Origin of the sequence: Pseudomonas sp. SWI44 (assembly GCF_002947915.1) — a bacterium.
GTDB classification, from domain to species: domain Bacteria; phylum Pseudomonadota; class Gammaproteobacteria; order Pseudomonadales; family Pseudomonadaceae; genus Aquipseudomonas; species Aquipseudomonas taiwanensis.
The window spans coordinates 475807-496960 of record NZ_CP026674.1; the positions used below are offsets into that span (position 1 = coordinate 475807).

General features: G+C 62.7%; 14 protein-coding genes. 5 read left to right on the forward strand and 9 right to left on the reverse strand.

What is annotated here, in order from left to right; genetic code table 11:
- Positions 1-40: 40 nt before the first annotated feature.
- The 4 genes from C4Q26_RS02380 to C4Q26_RS02395 form a co-directional block, all read right to left on the reverse strand.
- Positions 41-4585, reverse strand: a complete 4545-nt coding sequence (locus C4Q26_RS02380; RefSeq protein WP_104882679.1) for an NEL-type E3 ubiquitin ligase domain-containing protein — start codon at positions 4583-4585, stop codon at positions 41-43.
- A gap of 152 nt (positions 4586-4737) precedes the next feature.
- Positions 4738-9255 (reverse strand): NEL-type E3 ubiquitin ligase domain-containing protein, encoded by a 4518-nt coding sequence (locus tag C4Q26_RS02385; RefSeq protein ID WP_104882680.1) that lies wholly within the window; start codon positions 9253-9255, stop codon positions 4738-4740.
- 97 nt (positions 9256-9352) lie between these two features.
- Positions 9353-10375: an AraC family transcriptional regulator gene (locus C4Q26_RS02390; protein ID WP_023379753.1), complete on the reverse strand. Its 1023-nt coding sequence runs from the start codon at positions 10373-10375 to the stop codon at positions 9353-9355.
- Positions 10372-11232, reverse strand: coding sequence for a LysR substrate-binding domain-containing protein (locus C4Q26_RS02395; RefSeq protein WP_027907629.1), 861 nt, complete (start codon positions 11230-11232; stop codon positions 10372-10374). The genes C4Q26_RS02390 and C4Q26_RS02395 overlap by 4 nt, the downstream gene beginning before the upstream one ends.
- 134 nt (positions 11233-11366) lie before the next feature.
- On the opposite strand from C4Q26_RS02395, the gene C4Q26_RS02400 reads away from it, so the two are divergent.
- Both C4Q26_RS02400 and phnX read left to right on the forward strand, forming a co-directional pair.
- Positions 11367-12473, forward strand: a complete 1107-nt coding sequence (locus C4Q26_RS02400) for a 2-aminoethylphosphonate--pyruvate transaminase (protein ID WP_023379751.1) — start codon at positions 11367-11369, stop codon at positions 12471-12473.
- Positions 12474-12511: 38 nt separating this feature from the next.
- On the forward strand, positions 12512-13339 hold the full coding sequence (gene phnX, locus C4Q26_RS02405; protein ID WP_023379750.1) for a phosphonoacetaldehyde hydrolase: 828 nt from the start codon (positions 12512-12514) through the stop codon (positions 13337-13339).
- A 48-nt stretch (positions 13340-13387) separates the two neighbouring features.
- On the opposite strand, the gene C4Q26_RS02410 is transcribed toward phnX, so the two are convergent.
- Positions 13388-13945, reverse strand: coding sequence for an NADPH-dependent FMN reductase (locus C4Q26_RS02410; protein WP_023379749.1), 558 nt, complete (start codon positions 13943-13945; stop codon positions 13388-13390).
- Positions 13946-14102: 157 nt separating this feature from the next.
- On the opposite strand from C4Q26_RS02410, the gene C4Q26_RS02415 reads away from it, so the two are divergent.
- On the forward strand, positions 14103-14321 hold the full coding sequence (locus tag C4Q26_RS02415; RefSeq protein ID WP_023379747.1) for a hypothetical protein: 219 nt from the start codon (positions 14103-14105) through the stop codon (positions 14319-14321).
- Here the strand turns inward: C4Q26_RS02415 and C4Q26_RS02420 are convergent.
- The 4 genes from C4Q26_RS02420 to C4Q26_RS02435 form a co-directional block, all read right to left on the reverse strand.
- Positions 14305-16554 carry an Orn/Lys/Arg decarboxylase N-terminal domain-containing protein gene (locus C4Q26_RS02420; RefSeq protein ID WP_023379745.1) on the reverse strand — a complete coding sequence of 750 codons (2250 nt, stop codon included), beginning with the start codon at positions 16552-16554 and terminating at the stop codon, positions 14305-14307. The genes C4Q26_RS02415 and C4Q26_RS02420 overlap by 17 nt on opposite strands.
- A 108-nt stretch (positions 16555-16662) precedes the next feature.
- Entirely contained in the window at positions 16663-17421 is a 759-nt protein-coding gene (gene dnaQ / locus C4Q26_RS02425; protein WP_104882681.1) for a DNA polymerase III subunit epsilon, read from the reverse strand.
- Positions 17422-17472: 51 nt separating this feature from the next.
- Entirely contained in the window at positions 17473-17919 is a 447-nt protein-coding gene (gene rnhA / locus C4Q26_RS02430) for a ribonuclease HI (RefSeq protein WP_023379742.1), read from the reverse strand.
- 44 nt (positions 17920-17963) lie between these two features.
- Positions 17964-18722 carry a class I SAM-dependent methyltransferase gene (locus C4Q26_RS02435; RefSeq protein WP_023379740.1) on the reverse strand — a complete coding sequence of 253 codons (759 nt, stop codon included), beginning with the start codon at positions 18720-18722 and terminating at the stop codon, positions 17964-17966.
- Positions 18723-18805: 83 nt separating this feature from the next.
- Here C4Q26_RS02435 and gloB point away from each other — a divergent pair, with 83 nt between their 5' ends.
- The gene (gloB, locus tag C4Q26_RS02440) at positions 18806-19585 is read left to right on the forward strand and encodes a hydroxyacylglutathione hydrolase (RefSeq protein ID WP_023379738.1); all 780 of its coding nucleotides are present in this window, start codon (positions 18806-18808) and stop codon (positions 19583-19585) included.
- 100 nt (positions 19586-19685) lie between these two features.
- Complete coding sequence (locus C4Q26_RS02445; RefSeq protein ID WP_023379736.1) at positions 19686-21113, forward strand: transglycosylase SLT domain-containing protein; 1428 nt, start codon at positions 19686-19688, stop codon at positions 21111-21113.
- Positions 21114-21154: the final 41 nt, after the last annotated feature.

Genomic DNA, 21154 nt, shown 5'->3' on the forward strand with positions numbered 1-21154 from the left:
CTCAATCGGGATGAGCGGTTTGGCCGTTTCCAGCAGGATTTCAGTTGGCTGGATCCGGCACGCTCAACGCCTCGGCGCTCAAGCGCAGGACCAATCGATGAACGGCGTCGTCGAACGCTCGCTGGATGTGCGCGACACGCTCGGCGTCCTCGGTGCCCTCCTCCTCCAGTTGCTCCCAGAACGGCTGTTTGACCTGCTGGAACTCGGTGGCGTATTGACGTTCCAGGTGCGCGATCCAGAAATCCCGCTGGCTAATATCGTTCAACAGCGCATCGGTCGCCGATGCCCAGCGCACTTCGGCTGCGGCATTGCTGAGCTGCATCGGGCTGACCCCGGCCAGCTGCTCGAACTGCATGGTTTTCGGTTGTCCTGGAAGATTCAATGTGCGAGCCAGGCCTACGCGATAGGCTAGACTGATCTCGATCGCGTCCACCTGCGCTAACGCGAACTCCCTGGACTGCTCCTCGGGCCACCCAGAGGTACGCAGCCGGTCTACCTCCAAGGTCACCCGCCGTTCCACCTCTTTGCCGGCGATCATCGCAACCCGATCCAGCCTGAACAGTCCACAAGCCAGCTCGAGCAAGGCCTGCTCCTGCCCGCCTGCCGCCGCAGATTGCATCGCCTCAGCCAGCAATACGCGGACTTCGAGCGTGCTGAAGCACGAGATGACCTGGTCGACGCAAGTTCGCACGGCAGCCAGCTCGAACAATTCAGCCCGCAGGGCGGCGTTCTCGCTGGCTGCGGCGATCATCGCCCAAACCCGGCGCGACAGATCCTGCGGTACGTGCTGGAAGTCACTGGTCTGCGTCAGTTCTGCCAGCACTCGGAAGAACGCATCGCTATCGGGCTCGTCCAACAAATCATCCCATTGCAGGCTTCTTGCGGTTCTCGTCGCAGAGTCCGCGAGCTGCAGCCAGGCCGAGCGGGCCAAGCCTGGCGCTTCCGTTGGTCCCGGGGGCTCTACCTGCACCGGGTTGGCAGCGTACAAGCGCTCGCGCTCGGCGACTGGCAGCGCGTTGTTTTCCAACCTGATGGCAAGGCGTACATGCAACGGTGCAAGCAGCAAAGTATCAGGGAGCTGCGCGATCTGGTTGTCACGCAGGTCCGCCGCCTCAAGGTGCAGGCATTGCTCCAGCGCTGTGGGCACGCTGTGCAGATTGTTCCGGCGCAGGTTCAATTCACGCAGACGCGTCAACTGCCCCAGGCGCAAGCTGATCGAGCCTAGTCGGTTGAAGCCCAAATCCAGGGTGTCCAATTGGGTAAGGCCACTTAAAGCCTGGGCGCCCTCTTCGGTCATGCGAATCCGGTTACGCGCCAAGTGCAGTATGCGCAGCTGGCTCACCCCCCCGATACCCGCGGGCAGGCTGGTCAGGGCGTTGTTGCTTAGGTTCAACCCACGCAATCGGCTGAAAGACCCCAGGAAACTTGGCGGCACGTGTTCCAGTTGCAAACCGACCAGTACCAGGTCGGTGATGTGCGCAAAGTCGGTGTTGGCTGGCAGCGCGGGCAGACCTCCGATATCCAGGCCAACCAGGGTCAGGCGACTGGCCGGTGCAGTGGTGCTCGAAACGCTGTCCTGTGGCCCTCCGAGACGCCAACTGCGGCGCAGCTCCTCGGAGGCGAAACGACGTGCCCCCCGCTGACGCCCCGCTGGCACCTGCATCACCCATGTCTGCATTGCCCGATCGAGGGCAAGGTACTGCTGGTACTGCCTGATCATCACGGCATATGCAGTCTGCGGCGACTCCAGCAGGGTCGCCACATAGTCCTCCAGTGCTTGGGCACTGTGTGTCGGATACAGTGCGCCCAAGGACTCTAGCAACAAGCGTCGCGAAGGGTGCCGCGCCTCGTCATGCCCGTTGAGCGGATAACCCATACGCCCGTCTGGCAGACGCCGTAGTGAATTCCTCGTAGGTTTTATCTCCCGTGCGCCCAACAACTCGACAAGCGCCTTGTTGTCGGCCGGCAACCAGGCTCGTAGCGCATTGTTGATCTGTTCGCTGGCTTGGGAACCATCCCAGCCCAGGCGCGCCAGATCGTCTCGGGAGAGGTACCTGGCCAACACCTCGCCAATCTCGACAGGGTCGACCTGGTCGACACTCAGTTCGCGTCCTTGCAGGTCGTAGCATTTGAAGCCACCGGCCTGCCTTACCAGAACGGTGGAGATGCGCAGTGGATCATTCTGCGGATGAAGCCGCGCCAGCGGGCGTCCGACATCCGAACCTTCGCGCAGTTCGATGTCCACTGTCGTCGACAGGCGCGCATGCTTGCGCAACAACGCAAAGGCCAGCGCAACCGTGTCCGGATGATAGCTGCCCTTGAGGTACAGCCCTTCGCGGGCACGCGTCAGCCGCGCCAGCTGCAAATGCGCTCGGGCACGCTCGGCAACGGGCAAAGGAATCCGCTGTTCGCTGCGCATCCAGCGGCGCTGCGTATCGGTTGCCTGCCTGAGTACGTCGAGCGCATAAGCATCGGGCAACCCTTTGAAATCCCTCGAAACCAGGTCCAGCAGAGGGTCCATGGCAAGGTATTTGCGCGAGAAGTGATCGAACAGCTGTTCGCGTACCGCTGCGCCCTCTTCGATCAATGCCACGCGTTGCTCCTGCGATGTCAGCCCCTCGAGCCCGAAGTGCTCGACGCACCACTGGAACAACTCGGGGTCAACATTCAGCCCTCGATCCAGTTGCTCGAGGAATCCGTCGACACGGGCGTCCACGGCAAAGCGTTCCAGGGTGTCTCGCAGTGCAACCGGGAGCGCCCGCCCCTCGACCAACAGGCCGCGCAGGTGGTCTTGGTCGACATCCGCGACCTTCAGTATCTGCCCGATACGCTCGGGGTCCAAACGGGTTGCCGGTGGCCACAGGCGCCCCAGCAAGAGGGGCGCTCCCTCCCATTCGAGCGGCCGCTCGGATGACAGCCGCCAACCGCGCTCTCCATTGAACGCCAGCTCCGGTCCGAAACCCGATTCGCGCCGTGGATGGCGCAACCGCCACGAACTGCGCCCCGGCACGGGAACCACCTGAAAATACTTGTTATCGTTGTACCACCACTGTCCCAGCGCGTTGGACAACAGGCCATTATCCTGCTCCAGCAAGTCATCCGGCGGTGACGGATCTTCGTAATGGCCGATCTCTGCGGACCATAATCGCGCCCGCCCCTCGCCATCCAGCACGGGCACCATCTGGTCGACGTTGGCGCTGCGTAGGAAGCCGCGGGCGACCAACGTGGTCCCGGCCGCCAGCGCGGTGCCGATCGCCACTGACTCGACCACACCCAGCAGGTGTTCCAGGGCTTCGTGCTGATGGCCCTGTTTCCAGTCCTCGACCCCTTCGAAAACCTCGGACAGAATCTGCCCCACCCAGTGGGTCACCAACACGGCGCCGATCACCGGCACGAACAACCCGGCCAGGCTGACCAGGCCTATGCCGACGGACTCCAGTGTTCGCAGGTGCTCGGCACTGACGCGGGCGTCGACCTGTGCGGTGGGTACTGCCAGAAAACGCGCATTGTCGCGAATTCGCTGCAACTGCTGCTCGGCCAGCACCTTGAATATCTGCTCATCGATTGCCCCACACGCACAGCTTGCATCGGTCTGATCGTCTGCCAGGCGCTTGTTCAGCGTCGAGAGGTAGGCAGCGCGGTCCGCCATTGCAATCCGCTGAACGAAAGCTTGCCGATAGGCTGCATCGCGCAACAGGGCTCCCAGCGCCCAACTGGCTTGCTGCCAACTGCCGAATGCGCGCAGGGGGCACTCAGGATCGCCAGGCAAGTACAGAATCACACCTTCGATGATGAACGGCGGAACATCCCTGAACGCGGGGTTGAGGCGTTGCAACTCGAAAGCCAATGCACCGTCCACACGACAGCCAAGAACCTCCAACGCCCCTGCACGCACCCTATGGCTATGAGGGTGAGTTAACGGCTGACCAGCCGCGAAGCGCCGCAGCATGTTCACTTCATCGGTGGGCAGCTGCCGTTTCAGCGACGCCAACTCTACGGCCAGCCTCAATTGCGTGCGCTTGTCCTCGGCCAGTGCAGCCCGGTAGTCGGTGTCCAACACGCTGTCGAGATGCTGCTGGTACTGTCGACCGACATCCAGCGTCCGGCAGATGTCCACCAGTTGCTCGCTGTCGGTGGTCAACACCCGCTCAGCCTGCCCCGTCGCTGGATCGGCGGGGTACACCAGAGCGGTGTGCTCGAAGAACGACTCGCCTTGCTTGAAGTTCTGCATCAGTTTCAGCACTGCCGGCGAACGCACGAAATACGCTTCGTGCAGTATCGGGCCTGAGGCATCGGCGACCAGCTTTCGACGCTCTTCACGCCATTGCGCCTTGCCCAGCTCTACGGTCAGAGAAAACGACGATTGCAGTTTCTCTTGCAGGCGTTGGGTGACGAATGTATCCAGCGGTTCGAGTCCTGCCAGTGCGACCTGCACCTTGTGCTGGCTCTGCACATGGTGCTCGAAGCAGGTCCGCAGGATTTGCACCTGGGCATACGTGGAGCTTCGGAGCCATTGCGGCAGGAGTTGTGCAATGAAAGCGTCGGTCGCGCGTTCTCGCGGCATATCTTGGGTGGTTTCGATCATGGTGGGTACTGCAGCGATTGATGGACCGCTCACACTGCCGCCACCCGAGGCGCGGCTGAACCGGGAAGGCTACCCACCGAGGCGGCGCTCGCCGCTGCACCCGATGGGTGGCATCCACTGCCTGGCCCAGGCAACGCCGGGCCATTGCGGTGTCATCCCAGTCGCGCCGTTTCGGACCTCAGTTCATGACGGGTCAGTGCCACCCGATGGCGATGCACTGCAGCATCGTGCGCGATCTGAAGGTCGTCCAGGGCGCGCGCGCGTTCGGCCGCTGTTGCCTGTGGATTTTCTGCGTGGTACCTGCCGATGCGAGCCCGGTGCGCCGACTCCAGCACCTGGAAGTCATTGGCGTGACGATTTTCCAGGTAGGACTGCCAGAAGCGGCGTTGACTCAGGTCTTCTGCCAGCTCCTCGATTCCTCCAACCCGTTCGATTCGTTGCCGGTCGCTGAATATCGATTCCTCGGTGATTCCCGGAAGGCTATCGCCATGCATCGTCTGGGGCTGCCCAGGCAAACTCAGCGCCTCTCTGAGCCGCACACGATAGAGCAAGTCGATATCCCGACCATCGACATCCGCCAGGTGCGTGGCACTCGGATCTGCCCGCCGAGCGATGGCCCGTTGCTCGTTCACTCGCACCGTCGCCTCGCGCGAAAGCAAGGCGATAACGTCCAAACGATAGAGGCCACGGCCCAGTGCGATCAGCGCACGCCCCTGCACGCCCTGCACCGCGGCCCGTTCCGCGCGCGCTTCGAACATGCGCACCTGCAAGCGGGTGAACACATCAGCGACACGATTGCGCACGGTAGGCACCTCATCCACCCACTCGAACATCCGCTCGCGCAGCGAAGCATGCTGTTGCAGTTCTTCGAGCAATGACCACACCTGGGTCGCCAGGTACCGGCGTGCCTGAGCGTAGTCAGAGACATACTGCAACTGACCCATCAGCTGAGCGAATGGTCCGCTGCCGCTGGCCCCCATCACGGCGTCCCATGTCGAACCTCGTTCCGACCTCGCGGATTCAGGCAAAATTCCGATCCACAAAGCGCGGATGTCGTCCTGGGACAATCCAGCCTGTGGGGCTTCCGGTATCGTATCGAGTGCGTACAGGCGTATCACCTGCCGGTTGCTCAACAGGTTGCGCTCCACCACGAATGCCTGACGGAAAGATTGCGGCATCTGTAACGTCTCGGGAGCGACTTCGGCCAGCTGGTTGTCTCGCAAGTCCGCTAATTGCAAGTGTTGGCACAACTCGATGTACCCCGGCCAGAGGCTCAGCCGGCAATGCCGTACGTTCAGCTGAACCAGGTGCTGAAGCTGACCGAAAGGCACGTAGAGCACGCCCAGGGGATTGTAGCTGAGGTCCAACCGCATCAACTGGGGCAGGCTGGCGAGCGCCTGGAAAGCCGACAGGGTCATGCGAATGAAGTTACGCGCCAGGCGCAGGGTACGCAGCTGGGTCATGTGGGCCAGTCCGGTCGGAATGGCCAATAACCGATTGCCGCTGAGATTCAGGTTGTTCACGTTGACGAAACTGTGCAGGAAGTCAGCGGGCACCGCGGTGATCGAGCTGTCATTGATGGCCAAGGACGTCACATGATTGAACTGCACCTGCCCAGGCAACGCAGGCAGACTCGCCAACTCGCCAAGACTCAACGCCAGACGCAACCCACCCGGCTGCCCGTCAGCGGCCGGCACTTGCTCGCCTTGCCCGCGCCAGGCGCGTAGCACGCGGTCCGAGAGCAGTTGCCGACTGGCCTGCCTTGTCGTGTTCAGCTCAGCCGAGACCCACCTGTTCAGTGCCTGCTGCAACTGCACATGATCATCCTGCAGCGCTGCCAGGCCTGCAAACGGCATGTCTTCACCGTGCAGCAGGCGCTGCAGTTCCTGTTCAAGCTGGTCATCGTCCAGACCGGGAAACAGCTGGCGCAAACCATTGAGCAACGTTTGCTTCGATGAACCCTGCGCCGCGCCTTGGCCACGCCCGCTCAGCACGTAGCCGACGCGACCATCGGGCAGCCGTTGACCTGGGTTGAACCAGCGAGGCTGGGCAGGCCAACCGAGCAGTTCGATGCACCGGTCGTGGGCGTTCGGAAGCCGCGTGATCAGCAACTGACGTAACTCATCGGCTGGATCGTCGCCTAGGCCCAGCGCCTGCAATTGGGCCGACGACAGCACTGCCGCGATCGCTTCGAAAATGGTAGTCGGCGCCGTTCTCGAAGGTCTCCATGACTGCCCCTGGCCATCGAACAATTGAAAGTGCCTGCCAACGCGCACCAGGCTGATGCGCCCCGTTTTGGGACCCGCCGGATCGAGTTCGGCCAACAGACGCCCCGTGGGCGTTGCCTCGCGCACTTCCAGGTTCAGATCGGCCGGCCTTCCCGGCAGCTGGCGGAGCAAAGCAATCGCCAGCTCGTCGGTTTCCGCGCAGCTGGCGCTGCCAAGGTAAAAACCTTCCAGCGCACGGGTCAGCCGAGCCACCCGCAGCAAAGACCGCGCCTTGCTTGCCATCGCCAGCGACAAGCGCTGCTGCACAAGCGCTATCTCCAACTCGCTTCTGTCAATGCCGCTGAGCACCTGCGGAATGTAGCCTTTGGGAAGCCCGGGAAAATCACGCGATACCACGAGCGCCAGCGAGGAGCTCGACCGTGGCGCGTAGGCAAAGCTCTCGAACAGCCGCCACCGCATCAGCGGCATCTGCTCGATCAACCTCTCGCGCATCCCCTGCTCGGGACCGGCGACTTCATGTTGAGCAGTGCACCATGCCAGCAGATCTTCTTCATCCTGCCCCAGCGCACCACTGTTCAGGTGGCCGATGAAGGCCTCGATCCGAGCGTCAACTTCGAACCGGCGCAGCGTGTCGGCGAGGTTGATGGGTGCAGGTCGGCTCTCCACCAGCAAACCCCGCAGTTCATCCACGTCCATGCCGGCCACCTGCAGTATCTGCCTGGCCCTTTCAGCATCCACAGGGGACGCTTGCGGCCACAGGCAGTCCAGCATGCGCGCGCCATCGTCCCACTCGAGCGGTTGATCCTGTTGCAACCGCCAACCGCGCTGACCATTGTGTTGCACGACCGGACCATAGGCGCTGTCACGCAAAGGGTGGCGAAGTCGCCATGGGCCCAGGGGATCGGGGCGATGCACTTCGTAGTAACGGGTCTGCACCCGCATCCAGCGGCGCTTGCCCTGGCCGTACAGGCCGTCCGGCTGCAGACGCCTGTCTTCGGGCATGGTTTCGTAGGGCGTCAAATCACCAGACCAGAGACGCTTGCGATGGGTATCAAGGGCAATCGGCTCAAGCGCATCCACGAAGGCACTGCGCACCACGGCCACGCCCGCGACCGTGGCAACCGTGTAGGCCAGGGCCTCTGCGACACTCAGCACATGCTCCAGGGCCTCGTGCTGATGGCCTTTGGACCAATCAACGGCGCCTTCGAACACGTCGGACAAGGTCTGCACCACCAACTGTCCAAGCAGCAGCGCCCCCACGACCGGGTTGAACAGGCCTACCAGGTTGACAAGCCCCATGCCCACCGACTCCCAACGCTGAATCCGTCGCCCAGCGGCGGCGGCATCGACCTCAGCCGTTGGCACCAACAATAGCCGCGCATCATCCTTGACCTGCTGCACCTGAGCCCTGGCCAACGTGAGGAACGCATCCTCCACGATCGAGCCTCTGACCAATTGCAGGTCCGGTCGGGCATCCTTCAGGCGCAGATCAAGGGTCTGCAGGAAGGTTGCGCGATGCTCCAGGTGGACTTGCTCCGACAGGCACTGGCGCAAGCCCGGGCGCTGCAGTTCGCTGACCAGCTGCTCGTGCAACTGCGCCAGCGAAGTGAAGCGTCGCAAGGCCTGGTCGGGGGCGCTAGGCAGATAAAGCAGCACGCTTTTTATCACACCATCGAACTCGCGCAGCACGACTAACAGTGCATTGGAAAGCGTCTGCCCCAGCAGCTCGACATGATTGACACTGTGTGGAACCGGTTGCCCGACCGTGTGCGGAATGTGCGTTGCGATGTCACGTAGGGCGATTTGCTCCAACGCGGATATTTCCCCCCGCAGCGCGGCGATTTCGATGGCGAGGATGAATCCACTGCGCTTGTCTTCGGCCAGCAGATTCAGATTCTGCCCGCCATACACCTGTTCGACCTGGTCCTGGTATAGCTTGCCCGCGTCCAACGTCCGGCATCGCTCGATGAACGCGTCGTCGGCGGCCACCAGCACATCATTGGCACCTTCCAGGACCAAGCCACTGCCCACGTAGAAGCGACTGTCCGCGGCAAATCCCTGCATCAGCTTCGATAGTGCGGGCGAATGGGTGTACTTGGGTTTGTAGACAAAGTCGGGCCACGCCAGCTGCCCCGCAAAATCGGGAGAAACCGTGACCCAGTGCAGATCGGACACCTGTGTGCCTGGAGGCAGTGCATCGCCTAGCAGGGCCTGGAACTGTCGCTCGGCAAACTGCTGCAACGGAAGCAGTTCATGGGTCGCTGCTCGCAACCGATCATGGCTGGCCTGGTGCCTTTTGAAGCTATCGCGCAGTTTCCTGATCTGCCCGCGCGAGGCTCGCCTCAGCCAGTCCGGTAACTGGGCCTGGATGAAGTCATCGGTAGCGGTCGAAAGCCTTGCTTGTACGGAAGAGGCTTGCTGGGAAGGAGGGATAAGCGTCATGGTGGCTCCGATCTGGGCAGAAAGGGGCCATATGCTTGTACCTAACCCACTCTCGGCTGCAGCTGGAAACGCTTCGACACGCACGGCAGAGGTTGATTCATTCGCTCCCGTCTCGGGCTTGGATCAGCGCCCGATAGTGACCTGGGTTGCAGCCGAACCATTTACGGAAGGCCTTGTAGAACGAGCTGCTGTCGGCAAACCCCAGCCGTTCGGCGATATCGCCCAGGCCCGGCTCGACCTGGGCCAACCAGGCAATCGCCAGCTCGCGTCGTGCGCTGTCCTTGAGGCGTTGGTAGGTCTGCCCCTCCTCCGCCAGGCGCCGGCGCAGGGTTGCGCTGGACAAGCACAAGCCACGCGCCAGGCTGTCGGCATCCGGCCAATGTGCCGGGTCGATCTTCAGCAAATCGCTGCGGATGCGCCTGGCCAGGCTGGCCGGATCGCGGTACTTGACCAGAATGTTGCCCGGCGCTTCGGCAAGAAAGCGCTGCAGCTCCTGGGGCGTGCGCCTAAGCGGCAGGTCCAGGCAGTCGGCGGCGATGATCATGCGGGTACGCGGACGGTCGAATTGCAGGTTCTCGGAAAACATCACCCGGTAGTCGTCGCAGAACGGTGGCTCGGCACAGCGCAGGTCGATAGCCAGGATCGGAATCCGCCGCCCCGCCAGCCAGCAGGCCACACCGTGCACGATCATCCAGAAGGTGAAATAGGTGAACGCGCGCCGTGGCAGGTCACGGGGCTCGTTGACGACGATTTCGGCCAGGCTCTGCTGGCGTACCAGGCTCGGTTGCAGATCCTGCAGCATCAACGACAGAAAGCCCAAGGCAATTTCAAGCCCGGCACCGAGGCTCTGCTGAGCCATGGCTGCGCGGGTCAGAAAGGCAAGGCTGCCCATCGGCAAACCACGGGGGTCCATGGCGAAGAACTCATCGTTGCAACGTCGGGCAAGCAGCCGCCACAGCTTGGCATAGGCGTCGGCAGACACCCTCGCCTGCGCCAGCTCCAGTTGTTCCGGCTCGATGCCGGCGCGAAGCAGCAGGCCCACGTCAGGTGACCCAGCGGGGCATGTCTGCAACAAAGCCTCACGTACCAGTTGCATGGAGATCGTGTCTTTTTCGCTCATTGCCCATCCAACCCCAGGAATGCCTTGATCAAACGTAACTCGCGGCGGCGCTCCAGGCAGCCGACCATGTGCCGGTTGACCAGACCGTCGCCAGCTATGGGCCGAGCCACCACCCGAGGATCGTGGGCCACCTCCACCGATGAGACAATACCGATACCCAGCTCGGCCGCGACGGCCTCTGTCACCGCCTCACGACTGTCCAGTTCCAGCAGCACCCGGGGTTGCACCTTGGCTGCCGCACACGCCTGGTCAAACGTGCGCCGGGTGATCGAGCTGGGTTCACGCAGCACCATGATCTGCTTGTCCAGATCGGCCAGCGCCAGCTCACCCGAGGCATGCGCCCAAGGGTGGCCCACTGGCAACAGCGCACAAATCCGTGAATCACCCAGGCCCTGCAAGTACAGGCCATTGCGCGCCTCGACTTCGGTCAGCACGGCCACATCGGCATGCTCGGACAACAGCGCCGCCAGGGTTTCCTGGGCATTGCCCAGGCGCAGGTTGACCGTGATACCAGGGTAACGCGCGCGCAACTGCGCCAGCATGGGCATCACCCGGTGCGGACCGTCGGCAGCGACTTCCAGGCGCCCGGTCAGCAGTTGCCGATTGGCCTCCAGCATCACCTGTGCTTCTTCTGCCAGGCTGAACATGGCCCGGGTGATGGCTGCCAGGCGCGTACCCTCCTCGGTCAGTTCGACCCGCCGCGCCGTGCGCCGCAACAGCGTGATCTGGTAGTGCTCCTCCAACGCCTTGATGTGCCCGGTCACCGCTGGCTGGCTGATGAACAGACGCGCCGCGGCACGGGTGAAACTGCCTTCACGGGCAACCGCGTCGAATGCACGTAACTGGAACAGGTTCATATCTATCGGCCTGACTTATGACTGGCATAACAACAAACAATTTGATTGATAAAAGGGCGAATTGCAACCTAGCACCCGTAGTTTCAGCGCCACCTCTGTTGGCGGACCACCCGCAGCTTGTGAGGAACCACGGAATGAGCAATGCCCCGATTCTGCTGACCCCCGGCCCACTGACCACATCGCTCCGCACCCGCCAAGCCATGCTGGTGGATTGGGGCTCCTGGGACCGCGACTTCAACCAACTCACCGCCAGCGTCTGCGAGCAATTGCTGGCGATCATCGATGGCAGCGCCAGCCACCACTGCGTTCCCCTGCAAGGCAGCGGCACCTTCGCTGTCGAAGCCGCCATCGGCACCCTGGTGCCCCGCGACGGCAAGGTGCTGGTGCTGATCAATGGCGCCTACGGCCAGCGCCTGGCCAAGATCTGCAAGGTACTGGGCCGCACCTACAGCACTTTCGAGACCGCCGAGGACCAGCCGACCACCGCCGCCGACGTCGACCGCCTGCTGGCCGCCGACCCCACCGTGACACACGTCGCGTTGATCCACTGTGAAACCAGCACCGGTATCCTCAACCCGCTGCCGGAGATTGCCCAGGTCATCAAGCGCCACGGCAAACGCCTGATCATCGATGCCATGAGCTCGTTCGGCGCACTGCCGATCGATGCCCGCAAGATCCCGTTCGAAGCCCTGATCGCCGCCTCGGGCAAGTGCCTTGAAGGGGTACCGGGCATGGGCTTCGTGTTCGCCGAGAAAAACGCCCTGGCCGCCGCCGAAGGCAATGCCCATTCCCTGGCCATGGACTTGCACGATCAACACCAGTACATGGCCAAGACCGGCCAATGGCGCTTCACCCCGCCGACCCATGTGGTCGCTGCCTTGCACGAGGCCCTGTTGCAGTACAACGAAGAAGGCGGCCTGCCAGCACGCCACCAACGTTACGCTGACAACTGCAAGACCCTGCTCGATGGCATGGCAGCCATCGGCCTGCGCAGTTTCCTTCCGGCCGAGATCCAGGCGCCAATCATCGTCACCTTCCATGCACCGAACGACGCCCGCTACCAGTTCAAGGACTTCTATGAACGGGTCAAGGCCAAGGGTTTCATCCTCTACCCAGGCAAGCTGACCCAGGTCGAAACCTTCCGCGTCGGCTGCATCGGCGTGGTCGGAGCAGACGGTATGCAGGCCGCTGTCAATGCCGTGGCCCACGTGCTGCGGGAAATGGAAGTGCTGGACATCTGACCCGCCCAATCACCTCGAACTCCCAGGAACTCGCGCACATGAACTACAGCAACCCCACCCAGCTGCAAGCCGCCATCCTCGACTGGGCCGGCACCGTGGTCGACTTCGGCTCCTTCGCCCCGACCCAGATCTTCGTCGAAGCCTTCGCCGAATTCGACGTCCAAGTGTCCATCGAGGAAGCCCGAGGCCCGATGGGCATGGGCAAGTGGGACCACATTCGCACTCTGTGCGATGTCCCGGAAATCGCCGAGCGCTATCGCAAAGTGTTTGGCCGCACGCCCACCGACGATGACGTCACGGCCATCTATGAACGCTTCATGCCACTGCAGATCGAGAAGATTGCCGTGCACTCGGCATTGATCCCCGGCGCTCTGGACACCCTCACCGGGTTACGCAAGGATGGCCTGAAGATCGGCTCCTGCTCGGGCTATCCGAAAGTGGTGATGGACAAGGTGGTGGAGCTGGCTGCGCAGAACGGTTATGTCGCCGACCATGTCGTCGCCACCGATGAAACGCCCAACGGGCGTCCTTGGCCGGCCCAGGCACTGGCCAACGTGATCGCCCTGGGCATCGACGATGTAGCGGCCTGCGTCAAGGTCGACGACACCGTACCCGGCATTCTCGAAGGCCGTCGTGCCGGCATGTGGACCGTGGCACTGGTGTGCTCGGGCAATGCCCTGGGCCTGACCTGGGAAGGCTACCAGTCATTGAGCGTGGAAAAGCTGGAGCGCGAGCGCCAGCGTATTCGCTCGATGTTCGCAGGGTCGCGCCCGCACTACCTGATCGACACCATCAACGATCTGCCGGAGGTAGTTGCCGATATCAACCGCCGCTTGGCCAAGGGTGAAATGCCGCAGGCCTCCTGACTGGCTGTTGCGACCCCTATCGGCGTGACGACAGGGGTCCGACCCGCTTTACACAGCGCGATTCAACTTCACCCACGAGGCGAACTTGTCGATGAACCCCTGCAGGAACGGCCGGGTCTTGTCACTGAGCTTGCCAGCTTCATCGAACAGGCTCGCCGCCCCACCGATATAGGCTTCTGGCATCTGCATGCACGGCATGTCGAGAAACACCAGCGACTGACGCACGGCGTGGTTGGCACCGAAGCCACCGATGGCCCCCGGCGAGACACTCACCACCGCCGTTGGCTTGCCCGCCCATGCGCTTTGCCCGTAAGGCCTGGATCCCACGTCGATGGCATTTTTCAGGCAGCCCGGCACCGACCGGTTGTACTCCGGGGTAACGAACAGCACGGCATCGCTGCGACGAATTTCGTCACGAAAGTGTTTCCAGGAGTCAGGCGCCGTGGCCTCGACATCCTCGTTGTACAGCGGCAAGTCAGCGATCTCGACGATCCTCAGGGCAAGGCTGGACGGCGCCAGCTCCGAAAGTGCCCTGGCCACCTTGCGATTGTACGAATCCTTGCGCAAGCTGCCGACGACGACCGCTACCGAATACACCTGGCTCATGGCGATTTCCAACCTTTGCTGGGGAATGGGACGTTGTAGTTATAGATGACCGTTCCTCGGTTCCATGGTTTTTTTTCTTGGCCGCTAAAACTTACTGCGGGCCCGAGCGGTCTATGCCTGCAGACATTTCCCAGGCAATTCAGAGGTTTTCACCCAAATGGCAGCAGTAATGGTCGGTCAGTTCCACGCCCGTGACGCCGAAGGCCGTATCTATCCCGTGCATGAATTCCAGGAGTCCACGCTCCAGGTCGACGGCACCACCCTGGGCGCACCGATCACCACTTATCGCCTGGCCATCGGCGACCGGGTCAACCACCTGGGCGAAGACCGCTTCGAACTGGCGCGCACTGGCGTCGAGATCATTCGCATTCCTTGATGCAGTCCACCGTGTAGATGCCGTTCTCGTGCTGCAGCCCATGCACATCGGCGACGAAGCCAGGAAAGCCGCTGTCGAAAGCGCGGGCGAACACCAGGTAATCGAGAATCGAGCGGGTGGTTTCGGTAAAGCGTTCGCCCGGCATGATCAGGGCGATACCCGGCGGATACGGCACCAGCATCACCGCCGCGACCCGCCCCAGCAGCGCCTCGATCGGCACCGCTTCCACCTCGCCGCGCACCATGCGGTCATAGGCCTGGGCCGGGCTCATCACCACCTCGGGCAAGCGTGTGAACAAACGCTTGAACTGCTTGGCGGTAGCATTGGCGCGGTAGCAATCGTGCAGTTGGTTGCACAGGTCCCTCAGGCCCATGCCCTGGTACCGCACAGGTGCCACCGCCACGACACTGGGCAGGCAAGCGCTCAATGCCGTGTTGCCGTCGTAATGGCGTTTGAACTCGAGCAATTCGGTGAGCAAGGTGCTCCATTTGCCTTTGGTGATCCCCATGGAGAACAGCACCAGGAAGCTGTACAACCCCGTCTTCTCCACCACCAGCCCCCGCTCCCAGAGGAACTTGCTGACCACCGCTGCGGGAATACCATGCTCGCCCAGCACGCCGCCGGCATCGAGCCCTGGCATGACCAGCGTGACCTTGAGCGGGTCCAGCAGCACATAGTCGTCCGCCACTTCACCAAAACCATGCCACTGGGCGCCCGGCTGCAGCAACCAATCCTGTACCGCCAGGCGGTGGATGCCCTCGGCGGTCGTCGGCTGCCAGATACTGAACCACCAATCATCCGCTGCGATGTGTTCACGCAAATTGGCCAGGGCCCGGCGAAAACTCAGGGCCTCGTCGAACATTTCCTGCAACAGTGAACGTCCGGCGGGGCCCTCCATCATGGTCGATGCCACGTCCAGCGAAGCCAGGATGCTGTATTGCGGGGACGTGGAAATATGCATCATGAACGCTTCGTTGAAGCGGTCGCGGTCCAGCTGGCGCTGCGCGCCATCCTGCACGTGGATCATCGATGCCTGGCTGAAAGCGGCGAGCAGTTTGTGGGTCGAGTGAGTGCTGAACACCAGCGGGCTGTCCGCCTCACAGACAGTGCCCATGGCGTAGCGATTGTCGAAGAACTCATGAAATGCCGCATAAGCGAACCAGGCTTCATCGAAATGCAACACCTCGACGCTGGCACCCAGCGCCTGTTTGATCAACCCGGCGTGGTAGCACAGCCCGTCGTAGGTAGAGTTGGTCACCACCGCCAGCTTGATCCGGGCTCCACGGTCGCGCGCAAGAGGGTTGGCCTGGATTTTCGCCCGGATGGCCTCGGCACTGAACTCACTGAGCGGGATCGGGCCGATGATGCCCAGCTCGTTGCGCTCCGGGCACAGGTAGATGGGGATGGCCCCGGTCATGATGATCGCATGCACTACCGACTTGTGGCAGTTGCGGTCTACCAGTACCAGGTCGTCACGGCCAACCATGGCATGCCAGACGATCTTGTTGGCCGTCGAGGTACCATTGATCACGAAGAACGTGTGGTCGGCACCGAAGTTGCGGGCGGCGCGGGCCTCCGCAGCTGCCAGTGGGCCGGTGTGATCGAGCAGCGAGCCGAGCTCGGGCACTGAAACCGAGAGGTCGGAACGCAGGGTGTTTTCCCCGAAGAACTGATGAAACGCCAAGCCTACGGGGGTTTTGCGGTAGGCCACGCCACCGCCATGACCGGGGGTGTGCCAGGAATAGTTCGATTGCGCGGTATGCTGGACCAAGGCTTTGAAGAATGGCGGCAGCAAGCCATCGAGATAATTATGAGCGGCTCGGGCCACTTGCCGTGCCAGGAATGGCACGGTGTCTTCGAACAGGTAGAGGATGCCGCGCAGTTGGTTGAGCTCGCCCATGGCCTCGGCGGGCGCATTCTCCAACGTGACCTGCTCGCCCAGGGCGAAAATAGGCAGGTCCGGGGCACGCAGGCGTGCCAGGCGAATCAACTCGGCCATGTTCTGCAGCAGGTGGGTATTCTCGCCGACACCTTCGGCGGCGACCAGCATGCACGCCAGTCCGTGGTGAGTGGCGGCAACCAGACGGGCCTCGGCATGGTCGGCCGCGGCGAGGATGGCGAAACCGTCCTGGCTCAGCTCCTCGGCTATACCGCGTATACGCTCCCCGGCAACACTGTCGGCCTTGATTGCCCGGTGGACAATGAGAATGGGGAACTTGAGGTCCTTGTACATCAGCTACTACCCCCTTTCGAACAGGTCATGCTGTTCAGGGTAGTTGAGGATCTGGGCAGCCCCTGCAGGCGCCGGCTTGCCGGCAATCAGCCCGGTACGGTCAGCGAATTACCCGGCAGGCGTTTCCGTCAATGCCTGCCACATCGCCGGCCCGCCCGCCGACTTGGCGATTGCCGCCAACCGCTCGGCATGGGCTTCCAGTTCCTCGGCAGTGGCCATGATCACCCGCCCCGGCGCGCGCCCGGTAATGCGGCGAATCTCGCTGCCAGCACCGCCCTGCCCCTGCTGATCGTTATCGCCACCATGGCCTGCCAGTGACAGGCTGGTTTGGCCACCCGTCATCGCCAGGTAGACGTCAGCCAGCAGTTCCGAGTCGAGCAAGGCGCCGTGCAATTCACGGCCTGAGTTGTCGATGTCGTAGCGTTTGCACAACGCATCGAGGCTGTTGCGCTGCCCTGGATGACGGGCACGGGCCAGCAACAGGGTGTCAAGGATGGTGCAGTGCTGGGAGATATCAGCGCGGTCGTGCTGCCCGAGCAAGGCGAATTCGTTGTTGATGAAGCCTACGTCGAACGCCGCGTTGTGGATGACCAGCGTGGCGCCCTGGATGAACTCGAAGAACTCCTCGGCCACATCGGCAAAACGCGGCTTGCCGACGAGGAAGGCATCGGTGATACCGTGAACGCCAATGGCGCCCTCGTCACTCTCGCGATCAGGTTGCAGATAGACGTGGAAGTGGCGCCCGGTCAGGCGCCGGCCGATGACCTCGACACAGCCGATCTCGATGATTCGATGGCCTTCGCTCACCGGCATGCCGGTGGTTTCGGTATCGAGAATGACCAGCCTGGTATCTTGCTGCTGCTCCACGCGGAGGGCTCCAACTTGCATCTATGACAAAGGGGCGGATTGTACCCCAGCTCAACCCTGGGTGCGCACTTCGTCGACGCCGCGGTTGGCCAATTGGTCGGCACGCTCGTTGCCGGGGTGGCCGATATGACCGCGCACCCACTTCCAGGTCACCTTGTGACGATTGACTTGCTCATCGAGCTGCTGCCAAAGGTCGGCGTTTTTCACCGGTTCCTTGGAAGCTGTCTTCCAGCCCCGTTTCTTCCAGTTGACCATCCACTCGTTGATGCCCTTCATGACGTACTGCGAGTCGGTGGTCAGCACCACCTCGCATTCGCGCTTGAGCGCCATCAGCCCCTGGATCGCGGCCATCAGTTCCATACGGTTGTTGGTGGTTTCGCGCTCGCCGCCCCACAGCTCTTTCTCGACGCCCTTGTAGATCATCAGGACGCCCCAGCCACCAGGGCCAGGATTACCCTTGCAGGCACCATCGGTGTAGATTTCGACGCTATCGCTCATGTACCACTCGTTTAAAATGCAGTGTGTCGGCCACGCGGGGCCTGTCAGGGCTCGTTGCGCTCGCGGTTGACCTTGGCCATCGGCAGTGGCAGCAACTTGCCCATGGGTTCGCGGCGTTGCTGACGCAGCGGCCGCAGGCCAACCACCATCTTGCGCGCCACCAGCAGGTACACCCCGCCACCGGCGCTCTGCCAGCCCCCGGCCACCCGTTCCCAGCCTGCCAGGCGTTGCTGCCAGGCGGGCGAGGCAAGCGGCGGACGATAGCACCCGAAGCGGCGTTTCTCCAGCGCGAAACCCAGCAGGTTGAGCCAGTCGCCCACTCGCGACGGCGAGATGCAGCGGGCCTTGCGCAGGGCGCCATGACTGAAGAGATGACGCACGCCCCAACTGCTCCAGGGGTTGATACCGACGATCAGCAGGTGCCCGCCGGGGCGCACGGCGCTGGCTGCCTCGCGCAGCAGCCCGTGGGGCGACAGGCAGAAATCCAGGCCATGTTGCAGCACCACCACGTCGGCGGCGTGCTCGCCGAGCGGCCAGGCCTGTTCTTCGCAGACGATCTCCACACCCGGCAGCGGCGCGCCGAGGCGAACGTTGCGCTGAACCTGCGGCGCACTGGGGGGCGCATCGGCGCAGGGGCCGTAGTGCACCAGGAAGCCGCCAAAAAAGCGCCCCAGTTCTTCTTCGAGCAGTTTGTCCTCTTCCTCGAGCATCAGTCGCCCGAGTGGCCCGTTGAACCAGTCACGGGCCAGGCTGATCAGCTCGACCCAGTCCGGGTCGGCCTGGGCAAAGGCTTGGTCGGTCATTGCGCTCTCCCTCGAAGGTTCTCGCACCGCGCCATCGCGGCTAAGATGCCCTCATGTGCCGCTTGGCGATTCGGATCCGCACCATGATACAGATCGATGCTCTCCCCGCTTTCTCCGACAACTACATCTGGTTGTTACAGGATACTGCCAAACGCCGTTGCGCGGTGGTCGATCCTGGTGACGCCGGCCCAGTGGAGGCCTGGCTGACCAGTCACCCAGGCTGGGTGCTGGAAGACATCCTGGTCACCCATCACCATAACGACCACGTTGGCGGTGTCGAGCGGCTCAAGCGCCTGACCGACGCCCGTGTCTGCGGCCCGGCCCACGAGCGTATTCCGTGCCGCGACCTGGCGCTGGACGAGGGCGACCAGCTGACCGTACTGGGCGTGACCTTCCAGGTGCTGGCCGTGCCCGGCCATACCCTCGGGCATATCGCCTACTTCAGCGACCAACCGTCAACCCCGCTGCTGTTCAGTGGCGACACACTGTTCGCCGCCGGCTGCGGCCGCATGTTCGAAGGGACCCCAGAACAGATGCAACCGGCCCTCGCCCGCCTGGCGGCCTTGCCCGAGCGTACCGAGGTCTACTGCGCCCACGAGTACACCCTGAGCAACCTGCGTTTCGCCAGGGCCGTGGAGCCCTCCAACCCGCACGTTCTGCAGCGTTTCGAGGACGTTACCCGGCTGCGCGCCGACAATCGCATCACCTTGCCATCAACTATCGGCCTGGAGCGGCTCACCAACCCCTTCCTGCGTACCGCTGAAACATTAGTTAAACAAAAAGCAGACGAATGGAAGGGACATTCAAACCCCACGCAGGTCACTGTTTTTGCTGCCTTGAGGTCTTGGAAGGACACCTTCTGATAACCTCAAGATATATCGCAAACCGTGGTCAACGGTTGACCCGGGAGGGACCGGTTTCTAGAATCGCCGAAATTTTTCGCCCGGAAACCTGTCCCAGCCGATGTCTTCCCGTAGCCGCAGAACCTCTCATTCCGTCGCCCTGACGCGCCTGGCCAAAATCAGTGCGCTGGCCCTGGCCGCCACCTTGGTGGGTTGCCAGAGCACCCGTCAGCTCGACGAATCCGACAGCGTTCGCGCGCACAACTACCAGGCTCGGATCAAGCACAAGCCTTCGCCACTGGCGGTCAAGCCTGCCGACCAGGCACCCCAGGATGTGTGGGAGCGCATGCGCCAGGGCTTCGCCCTGCAGGACAACATCGACGTCAACCCGCGCATCGAGCAGCAGCGCCTGTGGTTCGCCAGCAACCCGACCTTCCTCGAAAGCGCTGGCGAGCGAGGCAGCCTGTACCTGCACTACATCGTCGAGCGGCTCGAAGAACGCGACATGCCGCTGGAGCTGGCGCTGCTGCCTGCCATCGAAAGTGCCTACAACCCGATGGCCTACTCCCGCGCCCATGCCGTCGGCCTGTGGCAGTTCATCCCGTCCACCGGTCGCCACTTCAACCTGCGCCAGACCAACTTCTACGATGGCCGCCGCGACATCACCGCGTCCACCAACGCTGCACTGGACTACCTGACCCGCCTGCACGACATGTTCAACGGTGACTGGCTGCTGGCCCTTGCCGCCTACAATGCGGGTGAAGGCACGGTCAGCCGGGCTATCGAGCGGAACGAGAGGCTTGGCCTGCCCACCGACTACTGGAACCTGCCGCTGCCACAGGAAACCCGCGACTACGTGCCCAAGCTACTGGCCCTGTCGCAGGTGGTGATGACGCCGGAGGCCTATGGCGTGAACCTGAACCCCATCGCCAACGAACCCTATTTCGAAGCCGTGGCGATCAACGATCGCCTCGACCTGTCACGGGTGGCCGCCTTTGCCAACATCGACGAAGACGAACTGATCCAGCTAAACCCGGCGTTCAAGAAGCGCATGACCGTCGATGGCCCCAAGCAACTGCTAGTGCCAACGGCCAAAGCGCAACTGCTGTCCGACAGCCTGAACAACCTCAAGCCAGAACAACTGGTCAGCCTGCAGCCGCGCAAGGCCGTGTTCGAGGCTGCGGTCGCCGAGGCCAAGGCTCCTGCGGCGCGCAGCTACCGGGTCAAGCGTGGCGACAACCTGGCCAGCATCGCCAAGGCCAACCGTGTTTCAGTGAAGGATATCCAGCGCTGGAACAAACTCCCGGGCAATCGCCTGCGTGCAGGCCAGGTACTGGCCCTGCGTGGTGGCAACGCGCCCAGCGCGGCGGGCAACCGTGTAGCGTCGTCGCAGAAGCGTTCCACCCAATACAAGGTGCGCAAAGGTGATTCGCTGTACCTGGTGGCCAAACGTTTCAACGTCGAGATGAAACACCTCAAGCGGTGGAACCCGCGCAGCGGGCATGCCCTCAAGCCAGGGCAGACCCTGACGGTTTACCTGTCGCACTGATGTGCATCGGGTTGCTTGGCAGCTTGTGGGCGCGGGTTAAC